15 protein-coding genes are annotated in these 13,811 nt (G+C 71.2%); 4 read left to right on the top strand and 11 right to left on the bottom strand.

Going from position 1 to position 13,811, the window contains the following annotated elements; genetic code table 11:
* Positions 1-28: 28 nt before the first annotated feature.
* Positions 29-604 (top strand): CGNR zinc finger domain-containing protein, encoded by a 576-nt coding sequence (locus IF67_RS0113790; protein WP_030985462.1) that lies wholly within the window; start codon positions 29-31, stop codon positions 602-604.
* 412 nt (positions 605-1,016) lie between these two features.
* Here IF67_RS0113790 and IF67_RS0113785 read toward each other — a convergent pair whose 3' ends face one another.
* From IF67_RS0113785 to IF67_RS0113745, 9 genes are all read right to left on the bottom strand, one after another.
* A complete protein-coding gene (locus IF67_RS0113785) occupies positions 1,017-1,856 on the bottom strand; it encodes an alpha/beta fold hydrolase (protein WP_030985461.1) in 840 nt (279 codons plus the stop codon).
* On the bottom strand, positions 1,853-2,284 hold the full coding sequence (locus IF67_RS0113780) for a helix-turn-helix domain-containing protein (RefSeq protein WP_030985459.1): 432 nt from the start codon (positions 2,282-2,284) through the stop codon (positions 1,853-1,855). Before IF67_RS0113780 ends, IF67_RS0113785 begins: the two co-directional genes overlap by 4 nt.
* Positions 2,285-2,373: 89 nt before the next feature.
* Positions 2,374-2,895 carry a M23 family metallopeptidase gene (locus IF67_RS0113775; protein WP_234341083.1) on the bottom strand — a complete coding sequence of 174 codons (522 nt, stop codon included), beginning with the start codon at positions 2,893-2,895 and terminating at the stop codon, positions 2,374-2,376.
* 160 nt (positions 2,896-3,055) lie between these two features.
* Positions 3,056-4,318, bottom strand: a complete 1,263-nt coding sequence (locus IF67_RS0113770) for a glycosyltransferase (RefSeq protein WP_030985456.1) — start codon at positions 4,316-4,318, stop codon at positions 3,056-3,058.
* Between the two features lie 159 nt (positions 4,319-4,477).
* Complete coding sequence (locus tag IF67_RS0113765) at positions 4,478-5,263, bottom strand: MerR family transcriptional regulator (RefSeq protein WP_030985454.1); 786 nt, start codon at positions 5,261-5,263, stop codon at positions 4,478-4,480.
* 195 nt (positions 5,264-5,458) lie between these two features.
* The gene (locus tag IF67_RS0113760) at positions 5,459-5,854 is read right to left on the bottom strand and encodes a GntR family transcriptional regulator (RefSeq protein ID WP_030985453.1); all 396 of its coding nucleotides are present in this window, start codon (positions 5,852-5,854) and stop codon (positions 5,459-5,461) included.
* 169 nt (positions 5,855-6,023) lie between these two features.
* Positions 6,024-7,046 carry an ABC transporter permease subunit gene (locus tag IF67_RS0113755; protein ID WP_030985451.1) on the bottom strand — a complete coding sequence of 341 codons (1,023 nt, stop codon included), beginning with the start codon at positions 7,044-7,046 and terminating at the stop codon, positions 6,024-6,026.
* Positions 7,043-7,972 (bottom strand): ABC transporter ATP-binding protein, encoded by a 930-nt coding sequence (locus IF67_RS0113750; protein WP_030985448.1) that lies wholly within the window; start codon positions 7,970-7,972, stop codon positions 7,043-7,045. The genes IF67_RS0113755 and IF67_RS0113750 overlap by 4 nt, the downstream gene beginning before the upstream one ends.
* 134 nt (positions 7,973-8,106) lie before the next feature.
* The gene (locus IF67_RS0113745; protein WP_030985446.1) at positions 8,107-8,589 is read right to left on the bottom strand and encodes a GNAT family N-acetyltransferase; all 483 of its coding nucleotides are present in this window, start codon (positions 8,587-8,589) and stop codon (positions 8,107-8,109) included.
* Positions 8,590-8,656: 67 nt separating this feature from the next.
* Here IF67_RS0113745 and IF67_RS0113740 point away from each other — a divergent pair, with 67 nt between their 5' ends.
* Both IF67_RS0113740 and IF67_RS0113735 read left to right on the top strand, forming a co-directional pair.
* Entirely contained in the window at positions 8,657-9,460 is an 804-nt protein-coding gene (locus IF67_RS0113740) for an exodeoxyribonuclease III (RefSeq protein WP_030985444.1), read from the top strand.
* 189 nt (positions 9,461-9,649) lie between these two features.
* Positions 9,650-10,000, top strand: coding sequence for a hypothetical protein (locus IF67_RS0113735; protein WP_030985442.1), 351 nt, complete (start codon positions 9,650-9,652; stop codon positions 9,998-10,000).
* 171 nt (positions 10,001-10,171) lie between these two features.
* Here IF67_RS0113735 and IF67_RS0113730 read toward each other — a convergent pair whose 3' ends face one another.
* Positions 10,172-10,678 (bottom strand): hypothetical protein, encoded by a 507-nt coding sequence (locus tag IF67_RS0113730; RefSeq protein ID WP_051818003.1) that lies wholly within the window; start codon positions 10,676-10,678, stop codon positions 10,172-10,174.
* Positions 10,679-11,050: 372 nt separating this feature from the next.
* Here IF67_RS0113730 and IF67_RS0113725 point away from each other — a divergent pair, with 372 nt between their 5' ends.
* Complete coding sequence (locus tag IF67_RS0113725; protein WP_234341082.1) at positions 11,051-12,898, top strand: AfsR/SARP family transcriptional regulator; 1,848 nt, start codon at positions 11,051-11,053, stop codon at positions 12,896-12,898.
* Positions 12,899-12,923: 25 nt separating this feature from the next.
* On the opposite strand, the gene IF67_RS0113720 is transcribed toward IF67_RS0113725, so the two are convergent.
* Positions 12,924-13,730, bottom strand: a complete 807-nt coding sequence (locus IF67_RS0113720) for a MerR family transcriptional regulator (protein ID WP_420708650.1) — start codon at positions 13,728-13,730, stop codon at positions 12,924-12,926.
* Positions 13,731-13,811: the final 81 nt, after the last annotated feature.

The raw sequence follows: 13,811 nt of genomic DNA, 5'->3' as shown, positions 1-13,811 counted from the left end.
CCACGCTGCAACCCTCTAAGGTGGTTCCATGCGTGCTGGATTTCCTGACTTCCGCCTCGGTAGCGTGCTGGCGACCAGCTTCACGGCGACTCTGACGGAGCGTCATGGCAACGCTGTGGAGCGCATTCCCACGCCGCACCGACTCATCGACTGGCTGGCAGTGAACGGCCTCGCCGTGGACTCCTGCACCGCTGCCCAGCTCGACCTCGCTCGGGAACTGAGGGAGTCGATTCACGCCGCCGCGACAGCGGCCGCGATCCAGGACGCTCTCCCTGCGTCTGCTGTCCAAGTCATCAATGACCGCAGCGCTCAGGGTCGGGCCGCGGCGATCCTGACGCCCGAGGGCAAGCGGCGATGGCGGCTCAGCTCGGCTTCCTGCGTGGAAGATGCCCTCAGCGTGATCGCCGCCGACGCGATCAACATCATCGCAGGCGAACGAGACGGAAAATTGGCCTTGTGTGCCTCGCCGACCTGCCAAGCTGCCTTCTTCGACACCAGCCAGAGCCGCACCCGCAAATGGTGCGACATGAACACGTGCGGGAATCGTCAGAAGAAAGCGCGCTTCCATGCCAACCAGCGCAAGAACCCCAGATCAGCGGAGTGATCGGCTTCTCGGGCACGTCTGATGGGAAACGAGCACTCAGCAACCGGGAAGTGATCTCCCAATCGGCCAGAAGCCCCTGGCCAGGGGCTTCTGGCGTGAACACCCCACAGACAAAATCCGTTTCCGGGCGGCTCGGGAGGGGTTGACGAGATCCCGCCGATCGAGATGGTCGGGCGGGATCCTTGTCGTTTCCTGGGGGCGTTCGGGTCTGTTCGGGGTGGTGGAGGGGGCGGGCCGCCGTGGCGGGCGTGCTGATGTGGCGTCATCCGGTGCGTCAGCGGTATGGCCGGCCTCCGTCGGTTTCCGGGGGGCCGGCCAATTCGCTGTCCGGGGATGCCGGTTGACGCGTGGCGCTGCGGGACGGACGCGGAGGGGCGGCATTCCGTCGTTGTGGTGAGGCGGTGGCGACCGGCTATTCGCGTAGGAAGGCCAGGACGGCATCGGTCTGGTTGAGGATGGCGTGGCCGGTCTCGGGCAGGAGGTTCACGGTCGCGTGGGGGACGCACTGCCGCATGCGCCGGGCGGTGCCGGCGGAGTCGAACATGGCGTCGCGGGCGCCGGCTGTCACCAGTACGGGCATGGTCAGGCGGCGCAATACGCTGTCGGGAAATACGGGCAGCCGTTCCGTGCGCGGCTTGAAGTGCGAGAAGGTCAGCATCACGTGGTCGAGGACGTGCCGGGCCTGCATGGTGTCCAGGCCGGTCACGGCTCGCGTCGAGCGGAGTGCCCCCCGGCGGCCGAAGGGGCGCAGGAGCAGGGCCTTGAACAGCCAGCCCACCTTCTGCCTCCCGACGCCGCCGGGGCACAGCAGGGCCAGGCGGGTCATCCGCTCCGGCCGGCGGGTGGCGTAGTCCAGCGCCAGCCAGCCGCCGAGGGAGGTCCCGACGACCGAGGCGCCGGCGATCCCGAGGCCGTCCAGTACCTCGTCCAGCCACCGGGCATGCGCGTCGGAGGCCAAGGGCGGGCGGGACGGCGCGCTCATGCCCGGCTCGCCGATGACGTCGAGGGCGTAGGTGCGGAAATGCCGTGACCAGGAGGCGATGTCGTCCTGCCACATCGTCGCGTTCGCCCCCGAGCCGTGCAGCAGCAGCACCGGTGGTGCGTCTTCGGGGCCGGAGACGACGGCGAAGGTCTCGCCCTCGCGGGTCGGTATCCGCACATGCTCGGCGGGGACCGGCCAGCTGCGCAGCATCTCCTGGTAGCGCCGCCGGATCTCGCGCGCGCCGGCCTCGGACTTGTAGATCGTGCTCATGAAGAGAGCACCCCCTCTATGTAGTCGAGCAGCCGGGCGGTGACGCCCAGGCCGCCCAGGACAATGATCTTCATCCGGGCCCGTTCCGCGTCGTAGGCCGTCTCGATGCGCAGCGGCTCGTCCTCCGGGCGAGGGTTGGCTGCCGCGCCCATCAGGAGGGTGGTCACGCGGTCGGCCGTCTCGGCGCTGATCGCGTCGATCTCCACGATGCTCGACACCTCGGAGTGCCGCTGTTGCCCGGCCGTCTCGCCCGGGGGTGCGGGGACCGGGCGCCCGGTGAACGCTTCCAGGTCCTCGTGCGCGATCCGGTACTGCTTGCCGATGCGGACCGCGGGGAGCCGTCCGTCCCGCACATAGGTGCGGATGGTGCGGACGTGCAGCCCCAGGCGCTCGGCGACTTGTTCCACGGAGTAGAAGCGTTCGTTCACGAGACTACTCTAACCGTCCCTATTGGGGGGTGGAATAGGGAAGATTGGGGAAGGGTGGGGAAGTCTGAGGAGGGATGGTGGGGGAAGGGTCAGCGGGTGAAGGTGCGTGAGGTGAGGCGGACGCCGTGTTTGGCCAGGTAGGCGAGGGGGTTGATGTCCGTGCCGTAGCGGCGGCTCTTGCGCACCTCGAAGTGGAGGTGGGGGCCGGTGGCGCGGCCGGTGGCGCCGCTGTAGCCGAGGCGGGTGCGGGCGCGGACCTTCTGGCCGGGGCGGACGGTGATGCGGGAGAGGTGGCCGAAGAGGGTGTAGCGGCCGTCCTTCATCCGGATCGTCACGGCCTTCCCGTAGGCGCCTGATCTCCTGGCGAGGACGACGGTGCCCGATCCCACGGATCTGACCCGGGTGCCGGGGCGGACGGCCAGGTCGATGCCGGTGTGGTGGCCGGCGCGCCAGGTGCCGCGGATGCCGTAGGGGGCGCTGATGCGGTGGTGGGTGGTAGTGGGGTGGGTCCAGGTGCCGACGGGGGAGGCGGGGGCGGCGTGGGCCACCTGGGAGGCCGTCAGGGTGAGGACGGAGCCCACGGCCGCCGTGGCTATGGCGTGGAGCAGCATTCTGCGAAGCGGGGGGCGTTTGCGGAATGTGGTCATAGTGGTGAGCCCACGCCTTGTGACGGGTGGTCGCATCCCGGGGCGGGGCCACGGGCCGCCGAACGGGTGGAGGTTGGCGCGGAGGAGGGGCCTTGCCGGTCCGGGCGTCCGGACGGGTGAGGGGTCAGACCACCAGGCGCTCGACCGCCTTGACGACTTCGCCGGCGCCGTCCTCGGCGGCGAGGCGGCGGGCGGCCTCGGTGGCCTGGTCGCGGCGGGCGGGGGAGGTGACGGCCTGGGTGACGGCGTCGGCCAGGCGGGCGACGCCGTTGTCGGCGGACAGGTCGGCGAACGGGACCGGGGCGGTGGCCGCGCCCAGGGAGGCCAGGCGGGCGGCCCAGAAGGGCTGGTCGGCGGTGACCGGGACCGGGACGGTGGGGGCGCCCGCGCACAGTCCCGCGGCGGTGGTGCCGGCGCCGCAGTGGTGCACCACGGCGGACATCCGGGGGAAGAGGAGGGCGTGCGGGACGTCGCCGAGGGTGAGGAGGTCGGCGTGCTCGGGTGCTGTGTGCCGGGTGGTCAGGCCCGCCCAGCCGGACTGGAGGATGCCGCGGACCTTGGCGCGGCGCAGGGCGGCTGCCGCGAGGGTGCTCAGGCGCTCGCCGTCGCCGCCCGCCATGCTGCCGAAGCCGAGGAAGACCGGGGGCGGGCCCGCGGCGAGGAAGTCCTCGACGATGTCGGGGAGTTGGGCGTCCGGTGCGTGCCAGGGCCACCAGTTTCCGACGACGTCCAGGCCGGTGCGCCAGTCCGCGGGGCGGGGCAGCAGGACCTCGCTGAAGCCGTGCAGGACCGGCCGGCCGGCGGCTTCGGTGCGGCGGCGGACCGTACGGGGGGTGGCGGGCGGCAGACCGAGGCGGGCCCGGAGGTCGCGGGTCGCGTCCGCGTAGAGGCGGTCGATGATGCGGAGCGAGAGGCGGCCGGCGGCGCGGTTGCCCCAACGGCCCAGTGAGCGGCCACCGCTGACGACCGGGGCGAAGTCGCCGGTGGGGGCGCTGGGGACGAGGGGCAGGTCCAGGGACGGGATGTGCAGCGCCTCGGCGAGGTGGTGGCCGAGTGGTGCGGTGGTGGCGGAGAGCAGGAGGAGGCCGGTGTCCTCGTGGGCCGCCTCGGCGATCCCGCCGCCCAGTTCCTTGATGAAGGCGGCGGCCTGGCGCATGAGGGCGCGCTTGTCGCCTGGGGCGGCGGTCGGTGCCTGGCCGGGGCGGCGGGTGCGGGGGTCGGCCGGCAGCCGGCGGAACTCCAGGCCGGCGGCCTGGACGAGGGAGGCGTAGGTGTCGTGCGTGGCGAGCGCGACCTCGTGGCCGGCGTCGCGGAGCCGGGCGCCCAGGCCGGTGTACGGGGCGACATCGCCGTACGAACCGGCGGCGGTGATCAGGATCTTCGTCATGGGGCGGTCCGCTTTCGCTTCGCTTCGGGCAGGGGAGGGCGGCCAGAGGGAGGAAGGGAGGGGAGGCGGGGGGAGGGAATACGCGTTCGGCGGTGGGTGGGGGTGCCCGTGCCGTGTTCAGGACTCGTGCAGGCTCGTTCAGCCGTGCGCAGGCTCGGTTCAGGCGTGGTCGGCCGGAGAGCGGCGTACGGCGTTGGCGTGTACGGCGGTGCGCAGGTACGGGGCGAGGCCGGGCCGTTGCTCGGTGGGCGGGACGGCCAGGGCGAAGGCGCGGGGATCGGTGACGAAGCCGTCGGCGATCCGGCCGTGTACGTCGGTGGGGCACGGGGTGAACCAGCGGGCGATGTGCTGCCGGTGTTCCTCGGCGAGGTCCATGGCGCGCTCGCCGTCCGCCGGTTCCCCGGCGTCGAAGGCTGCGGTCAGCCGCAGGCGCCAGTCGGCGGCCTCGGCCATGAGCTTCGCCCAGTCCTCCTTGGAGTGCCCGGCGGCCCGTGCCATCGACCGCTGGTAGCTCTCGCGGTGCTGCCACTTCAGATGGGCCTGGGTGGCGTAGGTGAGGTCGAAGGTCACCTCCCCGAAGACCTCGAACCGCTCCTCGGGTGACAGCGCCACACCGGTCCGCTGGACCTCCATGGCCTGCTCGGCGACCTCGACCAGCCGCTGGAGCTTGCTGATCCGGTCGTTGAGGAGGCGGTGCCGGGCGTGGAGGTGATCGAGGGCGTTGGCCTGGGGGTCCTCCAGGATCGTGGCGATCTCGTCGAGGGGGAAGCCGAGCTCCCGGTAGAAGAGGATCTGCTGGAGCCGGGAGAGGTCGGCATCGCTGTAGAGGCGGTATCCGGCGGGGCTGCGGTCGCCGGGGGAGAGCAGGCCGGCCTTGTCGTAGTGGTGCAAGGTCCGCACCGTGATCCCCGCGAAGCCGGAGACCTGCCCGACCGAGTAGCTCATCGCAGCGCCTTTCGTCCCGTCCTGTCCGGCCGTCGTGTCCGGTCGGCCCGTCCCCCCTTCCGGCCGGTGGTGTCACCGGTGGCGGGGCGGGCCGTTCGTCAGGCTGGGGCCTGACGTGGCGTGGGGGTCAAGCGCGGCCGGTACGGGCGGAGGGCCGTGGCGGGGCGAGCAGACGGGAGCCCGCCCCTGCCACGCTCAGCTGTCCGGATACCGGTCCTGGAGCACCGAGTTCACCAGCGCCTGGACGTCCTCCCGGTCGAGCCCCTCCGTGCGGGCCCGGTCCATCCAGGAGCGGAGCTCCTCGCGCAGCAGGGCGTCCGCCGCGGACTCGGGGCGGGCGAGCGTACGGCTGACGAAGGTGCCGAGACCGGGGCGGGGTTCGACCAGGCCCTCGCGCTCCAGTTCGCGGTACGCCTTGAGGGTCGTATTGGGGTTGACCTTGGTCGTGGCGGCGACCTGCGCGGCGGTCGGCAGGCGGTCGCCCTCCACCAGGATGCCCAACCGCAGTGCCTGCTGGACCTGTTGGACGATCTGGAGGTAGGTGGCGACGCCGCTCCGCCGGTCGATTCGGAACTCGACGACGCTCACCACCTCTCTGCTTCTTCCGCCTGTCGCGCCCTGGGCGCCGCCGGGGCCGCGCGGCCCGACCGCTTGATGATCGGGCCGGCCGTGCCGGGTGTCAAAGCGCCGCCCGGGGTGTGCCGCGTACGGGCGGAACCCGCAGGCCGGCGCCCGCACCGTCCGTCGTGCGCCACGCCGTTCAGAGGGGCCGCCGGTGCGCCCGCCACACCACGAACGTGAGCACGACGGCGGCCAGCGCCAGCAGAATTCCCGCACCCAGCCACTGCATCCCCGCCATCTGCCCGTAGTCGAAGTACTGGGTCACCCGGTTGACGATGCCCAGCTTGGCCCGGCAGGACTCGGCGTCGCCGTGGACGCAGGTGCCGTAGCCGTAGAGCTTGCCGTCCGCGGTGGACACCCAGTCGTCGATCCGTACGGCATCGGGCGGCAGGTCGGGGCCGTCGCCGTCGTAGCGGTAGCTGACGCTGCGCAGGGTGCCCAGGCGGCCGATCAGCAGCTCGGACCAGATCAGGGACGTGACCAGGGCGAAGACGGCCGTGGCCGCCATGGCCCGTACCACTCGCTTGACCAGCATGCCGAGGGCGATACCGCAGACGGTCAGGAACAGGGTCCAGGCGACGGGGACGGGGCCGGTGCTCTCGAAGGCCCCGCCCGTCAGCCAGTCGCCGCCCATGGCCAGGGTGTGCGCCGGCGTCCACAGCCAGGTGAAGGCGGCCGACAGCAGGGCGGTGCACAGCACCGCGACGGTCAGCGGCAGGGCGAGGGTGGCGGCAACCCAGCGGCCGCGGCTCACCGACTGGGTGCTGACCAGCTTGATGGTGCCGTGCTCCTGCTCGCCGGCGATGAGCGGAGCGCCCAGGAAGACGCCGATGATGACGGGCAGGAACTCCAGCAGCTGGGAGCCGCTGAGGAACAGCCGGCCGTAGGCGTTCTGGAAGTCGTTGCCCAGCCGGCCCTCGGTGTCGGGGGTGGTTCCCCGGGCGTGCAGGAAGTCCATCAGGCCGATGCGCTGGTAGGCGAAGGCCGCGCAGCCCACGACGGTGACCAGCAGGGCGAGGCGCAGGAAGGTGCGGTGCCGGCGCCAGACCAGCCAGGGCAGGCCGTGCAGCAGTTCACGGCGGGCGGCGGGGCCGCTGCCGGGGGCATCGCCGGGCTCCGCCGCGTTCGCCACCTCGGCGCCGGCGGTGCTCGTCCTGGTCACGCGGCCGCCTCCCGCGGTCCGCCGACACGGGCCTCGTCCGCGATCAGAGTGGGCGCTTCGGGCGACCGCAGATAGGCCAGCAGGACCTCCTCCAGGCTCGGCACCAGCACCTCCCAGCTGTCGGAGACCGGGCCGTGGGGCCGGACCAGGGCGTTGAACTGCCGTCCGGTGACCCGGGCTTCGACCACGGTGTGCCGGCGTCGCAGCTCCTCGGGCACCCCGTCGTCGCCCTCGGCCACACCCGTCACCAGCAGGTGCGCGGGCACCAGCTCCTCGGTCTGGCCGGCCATCCGCAGCCGCCCCTCGGTGAGGACGAGGAGGTAGTCACACATGACCTCCATCTCGGCGAGCATGTGGGAGGACATCAGGACCGTCGTGCCGTGCTCGGCGGCCTCGGCCATCAGCAGCCCCGACAGCTCGTGCCGGGCGAGCGGGTCGAGGTCGGACATCGGCTCGTCGAGCATCAGCAGCTCGGGCCGCTTGCCGAAGGCGAGGGCGAAGGCGACGCGGGTGCGCTGGCCGCCGGAGAGGGTGCCGATCCGGGCGGTGAGCGGCACCTTTCCGGACCGTACGATCCGCTCGGCGAGCGCCTGGTCCCAGCGCGGGTTGAGCTCCTTGCCGAGCCGCAGGGTCTCGGCCACGGTGAAGCGCGGGTAGAGGGGCTTGTCCTGCGCGAGGAAGGCGATCCGCTCCAGGGCGGCCGGGTCGGAGACCGGGACGCCGAACAGCTTCAGCGTCCCGGTGGTCGGCTGCACCAGCCGGGTCGCGGTGCCCAGGAATGTGCTTTTGCCGGCGCCGTTGGGTCCGACGAGTGCGCAGATGTGGCCGGCGGGGAGCCGGAAGGAGCAGTCCCGCAGTGCCCAGCCGCGACGGTACTTCTTCCCCAGTCCTTCGGCCTCGATGGCCCATGGGCTCGGCTCGCTCACCTGGATCCCCCCTTTAGCTAGTTGATTAGTGGAATGAGTATGCGGAGCGGCCCTCGGGCGTGTCAACAAAACGGGCCCCGGCCGACGGGGCCGCGGGGCCGCCCGCCGGCCGGGCCGAGGGCGCCGCCGTCCTCTCAGGCGTCCGCCACCAGCGACTTCGCCATGCACCGGCTTTCGTCGTAGGTCCGGTACAGACCGAATTTCTCGACCAGCACATAGCCGCTGGAGGCGTACAGTTCCAGCGCTTCGGGCTGCTCGGTGCCGGTCTCCAGCACCATGCGGGAGCGCCCCGCGGCGCGTGCGTCCGCTTCCAGGGCGGCCAGGATCTGCCGGGCCAGCCCCCGCCCGCGCGCCTCCGGGACCACGAACATCCGCTTGATCTCGGCGTCGCCGACCGCGTACCCCTCCGCCGTGGCCTCCTGGCGGCGCCATCCGCCGGTGGCCAGCGGGCGGGCGCCCTCGTAGGCGATCAGATACGTACCGTGCGGAGGGGTGAACATCTCCGGGTCCAGCGGCGTCATGTCGCCGTCGCCGTAGCGCCGGACGTACTCCTGCTGGACCAGCGCATCGAGCGTGACCGCGTCGGGGTGGTCGTAGCGGACGGGGCGTATCTCCATTCCGGAAATCGTACGGGTGAGCGGGTGCCCGGCGCGACGAGGTCCCGGGGATGGGTATCGTGCCGGGATGCTCACCGTGACCTCTGTGAATGTGAATGGACTGCGCGCCGCGGCCAAGAAGGGCTTCGTCCCGTGGCTGGCGGGGACCGCGGCCGATGTGCTGTGCCTCCAGGAGGTACGGGCCGAGACGGCTCAGCTCCCGGAGGAGGTGCGGGAGCCCGCCGGATGGCACACCGTGCATGCCCCGGCGGCGGCCAAAGGGCGGGCCGGGGTCTCGCTCTACACCCGGCGGGAGCCGGAGCGGGTGCAGGTGGGCTTCGGGTCGGCGGAGTTCGATGGCAGTGGGCGGTATGTGGAGGCGGACCTGCCCGGTGTGACCGTGGCCAGCCTCTATCTGCCCTCCGGTGAGGTCGGTACGGAGCGGCAGGACGAGAAGGAACGCTTCATGGCGGAGTTCCTGCCCTACCTCGTCGAGCTGCGGAAGCGGTCCGCCGCGGACGGCCGTGAGGTGGTGGTGTGCGGCGACTGGAACATCGCCCACCAGGAGGCCGACCTGAAGAACTGGAAGGCCAACCAGAAGAAGTCCGGCTTCCTCCCGGAGGAGCGTGGCTGGCTGAGCGATGTCCTCGACGAGACCCGTGGCGGTTACGTGGACGTGGTCCGCGGCCTGCACCCGGACACCGAGGGCCCGTACTCGTGGTGGTCCTACCGGGGCCGCGCCTTCGACAACGACGCGGGATGGCGCATCGACTACGCCATGACCACCCCCGGTCTGGCGCAGCGTGCGGTGAAGGCGTTCGTGGAGCGGGCGGCCAGTTATGACCAGCGGTGGAGCGATCACGCGCCCGTGACCGTGGTGTTCGACCTGTAGGACTGCGGGCGAAGAGTAAGGCTGCGGACGACCCGCACGGCGCCGCTGGTGAAGGACTGGTGAGGAACGGATTTCCTGCGGGTCCCGCACGGTGGGCGTAGGTGGCACACGCCCACCGGATGCCCTGGCGTGCATCGCCGTGTACATGACGCGGCTGTGGTTTGCCGCTGTTCAGGGGGTCTTTTCTTCATGCGTTCGGCAACCGTAATTCTGCTGCTTGCCGCCCTGCTCGGGGCCGCACCGGCCACGGCCGCGTATGCGGCGCCGTCGAACGACTCGGTCTCGTACGTCGCGTACGGGCGGGGCGGGAGCGACAGTCACAGTGCTCCCCGTGGCCGTCACGGCGATCTCGGCAGCGCCGGCGTCAGCAAGGTGGAACTCGCCTACAAGAGCCGCAGCATAGGGACGCACAGTCGCTCCAACAGCCTGAAGGAGCCGTGGGAGGTGGTCCTTGTCCTCGTCGTCTTCCTCGGCTTTTTCGGGTACGTGGGCTACCGCGGCGTCAAGAAGGTGCAAGGGTTCTTCCGGCGGGACGCCTGACGCCTGGCGCCCGGGAAGTGCTCGCAGGTGCGTATGCCGGGACGCACCCGGCGTGGTGACCGTCGCCTTCGACCGCCAGGCCGGGCGCCGCCGCGCTCCGGGGATGGCGCCCGAACGCCGAACGGCCCGCCGGGTATCCGGCGGACCGTCACACGGGGTGGGGCTGTTTCGTCAGTGGCGGGTGAAGATCATGAGACCGCCGTTGTCGGGACGCTCGATGTAACCCTTGGCCGCCCAGTTGATGAAGCCGCCGTCGCCCTTGTTCGTGAACTCGCCGTCCTCGAACACCCAGATGCCGTAGGTGACACCGTCGTAGGTGGTGGTGGCGAACGTCTTCACGCCGTTGAGGTGCTCCTCATACGGCTGCTGGAGGTTGTGGACCATGACGTTGTGGTTCCCGCCGGCCGCGTAGAACGCCGACTCCATGAGGCCCTTGACGAAGCCTTCGCGGTTCTGGGCGGTCTTGATCGACGCCTCGATCTTGTTGGCGATGCCGAGAACGTCGACGTTGACGTTCAGGCTCGCGCCGACGCTGCCCGTCGGGCCGCCCTTGGCCGCCGCGGCGGCAGCCGCCGGCGCGGCCGAAGCCGTCGCCGGGAACGCCACGGCAGTGCCGCACAGCGCCGCGCACAGTGCCGCCGCGGCAACGCTCTTCTTCACAATGTTCTTGGTGGACATGGTTCTCCTCCATGTGTACGGATGGCAGTCCTCTCTGCTCCCCGAAACGGGTCTCGGGGAGCAGAGAGCCGGCCAGGGCAGCCGCCAGGGGAATTACGGCTGCGACCGGCACAGGAACGATGTTTCGCGGCGCCGCTCATGAACCGCTCACGCTGTGGTCACGTACTTCGCAGGCGGTCCGCACATTTCACTGACTCTTCGTCAACTCATGCACTGTGTCCACATAGTGAGAGCGGGTGAGTGAAACGGAACCCGGCCTTCCCTCCCGCGGTCTTTGCAGGGAAAAGGGCGGTTTGCTGTGGGCACATTCGGCGGCATGAACTCGAGGTCACAATGGTTCAGTTGCGGCTACTAGGGCCGGTTGAAATTGAAGTGAACAATGGGCGACTGCTGAGCCTGGGAGCGGGCCGATTGCGCACCGTGGCCGCGATTTTGATCAGCGAGGTCAATCAGGTGATCCCGGTGAGCAGAATGATCGATCTGGCGTGGGACGCGGATCCGCCGGCCAGAGCGAGAGGCGTGGTCCACAATCATGTCCATCGTTTGCGGCAGTTGCTGGCCGGCCAAGCCGAAATTGTCACCCGCGGCCGGGGATATGTGCTGATCGCCGATCCGTGGGCGGTGGATGCCAACCGGTTCCAGAGCCTGGTGTCCGGCGCCCGCGAGGCCGAGCCGCGGACCGCCGTCGCCAAGCTGCGCCAGGCTCTCGGTCTGTGGCGTGGCGAGGTGCTGGCGGATGTGCCCGGCGACCGGGTACGGCGGACGCTGGGAGTGGGCCTGACCCAGGCGAGGGTGGCGGCGCTCCAGGAGCTCGGCGAAAGGCTGTTGCTGCTCGGCCGTTACGGGGAGCTGATCACGGAGCTGACCGGCTGGCTCGCGGAGCATCCGCTGCACGAGGAACTGACCGCGCTGCTGATGCGGGCGCTCCAGGCGAGCGGCAGGCAGGCCGAGGCCCTCGATCACTTCCACCGGACCAGGCGGCATCTGAAGGGCCAGCTGGGCATCGATCCCGGCCCGGCGCTCAGCGAGACGTATCTCGCGGTGCTCGGCGGGAAGCCCGCGGTCGCGCCGCACTTCCCCGACCGCCGGTCGGCCGGCCCCGGCCCCGCCGCTCCGTACGTTCCCGACCGCCCGCCGGCACCACTGCCTTCCGTCGCTCAACTCCCGCCCCGCATACCGGACTTCTGCGGCCGCGCGCGGGAGATCGCCGCGCTGGACCAGAACCTGGACCGGGTGCCGAGGCCGGACTGTGTGGTGCTCGCGGGCGGGGGAGGGGCCGGCAAGACCACGCTGGCGGTGCACTGGGCCCACCGCCTCAAGACCGAGTTCCCCGACGGGCAGCTCTTCGTCGACCTGCGGGGTTTCGAGCGCCCCCCGATGCGCCCGGGAACCGTTCTGGGGATGTTCCTCCAGGCGCTGGGGGTGCCGGACGAGAAGATCCCCGACCCCGTGACGGAGCGCTCGGCGCTGTACCGCTCACTGCTCGCGGGACGGCGGATGCTCGTGGTGCTGGACAACGCCGGCACCGCCGAACAGGTGCGCCCCCTCCTGCCCGCGACACCGGGCGCACTGGCCGTGGTGACCAGCCGAAGGCGACTGAGCGGACTGATGATCCGCGACGGGGCGGCGCTGGTCACGGTGGGGCCGTTGCCCGCGGACGAAGCTCTGGAGCTGCTGGGAACCGCGCTGGGGCGGCAGCGCATCGCGGCGGAGGGAGCCGCTGCCAGGGAGCTCGTCGAGCGGTGCGACCGGCTGCCGCTGGCGCTGCGGATCGCCGCCGCACGGCTGATGGCACACGCCGGCTGGTCGCTGGCGGACTGGACGAAGAAGCTGGCCGATGAGAGCCACCGGCTGTGTGAGCTGTCCGCGGCCGATCCGGACCTGTCCATGGAAGCCGGCCTCTATCTCAGCTATCGCGCGCTGTCGAGCGGTGCCGCGCGGCTGTTCCGCCTCCTCGGGCTCGTCCCCCGCCCGGATGTGGAGGTCCACGCCGCCGCGGCCCTGGCCGGACGCGATCTGGAGCGCACCCGCCGTTATCTCGCCGAGCTGTGTGAGGCGCACCTTTTCGAAGAGCAGGCCGGGGGGCACTTCGCGCGGACCGAGCTGGTGCGCATCTACGCCGCCAAGCTCGTCGCGTCCGAGGAGACGCCGGGCGACCGGGAGCTCGCCCGGCAGCGGTTGCTCGCCCACACCGCACGGTCCCGGCTGCGGCCCGGCTGAGCCACCGCCGCCCGGCGGCCCCCGCTCACTCCTCCGCCTGCCCCTGCTCCCGCAGCCACTCCGCCAGCTCCGCCCGCACGCGGCGGTCCACGGCCATGGAGAGTTCGGCCTCGACCACGCCCTTGGAGAGCGGGCGGAGCTTTTCGATGGTCTCGGCGATGTGATCGACCTCGTGGGGGCCGGGGGGCTCGCCCGCCGAGGCGCGTGCGAGGACCTCGGAGAGGACGTGGGTGCGGATGAGGGTGGTGAAGATGCCGGCGAGGGCGTCGGCGTGGACGCGTACCTGGCGGCCGGCTTCGAGGACGTCGGCCAACGGGACGCCTCTGCTGACGAGTTCGGTCGAGGCGTCCAGCAGGCGGCGGCTGATGTGGACGAACTCGTCGCCGTCGACGGCGAGATAGCCGATGTCCAAGGACGCGGTGAGGTTCTCGGCGGTGATGTCCTCGCTGAAGTGGTCGGCGAGTTCCTCGGGGGTCAGGCGGACGGGCGTTTCCTCGGACCAGGGCGGGAGGAGGGGGTTCTCCAGGCCGAGGAGTTCGCCCACGTCGCGGCCGGTGTCGAAGGCCGAGAGGAGTTCCCCGATGCCGCCGAGGGTGTGGCCGCGCTCCAGGAGGGCGCCGATGGTGCGCAGCCGGGCGAGATGGTGCTCGTTGTACCAGGCGATCCGGCCCTCGCGGCGCGGCGGCGGGATGAGCTTGCGCTCGCGGTAGAAGCGCAGCGTACGGACCGTGATGCCGGCTTCCCTGGCCAGGTCGGCCATGCGGAATTCGCGTGCCGGGGGCGGTGCCGCGGGTTCTCTGCGCGCGTCCTGGGGGCTTTCGTTCGCTGCCACGGGCCCAGCCTATGCCGGGGGTACGACGCGGGGGCCGGGATGTGACCGGCGGTAACTCCTGCTGTCCGCCCCCTACCGCTC

It is taken from the genome of Streptomyces sp. NRRL S-1813, from assembly GCF_000719605.1.
Classification (GTDB): domain Bacteria; phylum Actinomycetota; class Actinomycetes; order Streptomycetales; family Streptomycetaceae; genus Streptomyces; species Streptomyces decoyicus.
Note: the sequence above shows the minus strand (reverse complement) of the source record. Positions and strands in the feature narration are given on the sequence as shown.

Excerpts from the sequence above, each read along its gene's own strand:
- IF67_RS0113790 (WP_030985462.1), top strand. The coding sequence starts at position 29 with ATGCGTGCTGGATTTCCTGACTTCCGCCTCGGTAGCGTGCTGGCGACC.
- IF67_RS0113765 (WP_030985454.1), bottom strand. The coding sequence starts at position 5,263 with ATGAGCTACTCGGTCGGGCAGGTCTCCGGCTTCGCGGGGATCACGGTG.
- IF67_RS0113775 (WP_234341083.1), bottom strand. The coding sequence starts at position 2,895 with ATGCTGCTCCACGCCATAGCCACGGCGGCCGTGGGCTCCGTCCTCACC.
- IF67_RS0113740 (WP_030985444.1), top strand. The coding sequence starts at position 8,657 with ATGCTCACCGTGACCTCTGTGAATGTGAATGGACTGCGCGCCGCGGCC.
- IF67_RS0113785 (WP_030985461.1), bottom strand. The coding sequence starts at position 1,856 with ATGAGCACGATCTACAAGTCCGAGGCCGGCGCGCGCGAGATCCGGCGG.
- IF67_RS0113735 (WP_030985442.1), top strand. The coding sequence starts at position 9,650 with ATGCGTTCGGCAACCGTAATTCTGCTGCTTGCCGCCCTGCTCGGGGCC.
- IF67_RS0113770 (WP_030985456.1), bottom strand. The coding sequence starts at position 4,318 with ATGACGAAGATCCTGATCACCGCCGCCGGTTCGTACGGCGATGTCGCC.
- IF67_RS0113730 (WP_051818003.1), bottom strand. The coding sequence starts at position 10,678 with ATGTCCACCAAGAACATTGTGAAGAAGAGCGTTGCCGCGGCGGCACTG.
- IF67_RS0113745 (WP_030985446.1), bottom strand. The coding sequence starts at position 8,589 with ATGGAGATACGCCCCGTCCGCTACGACCACCCCGACGCGGTCACGCTC.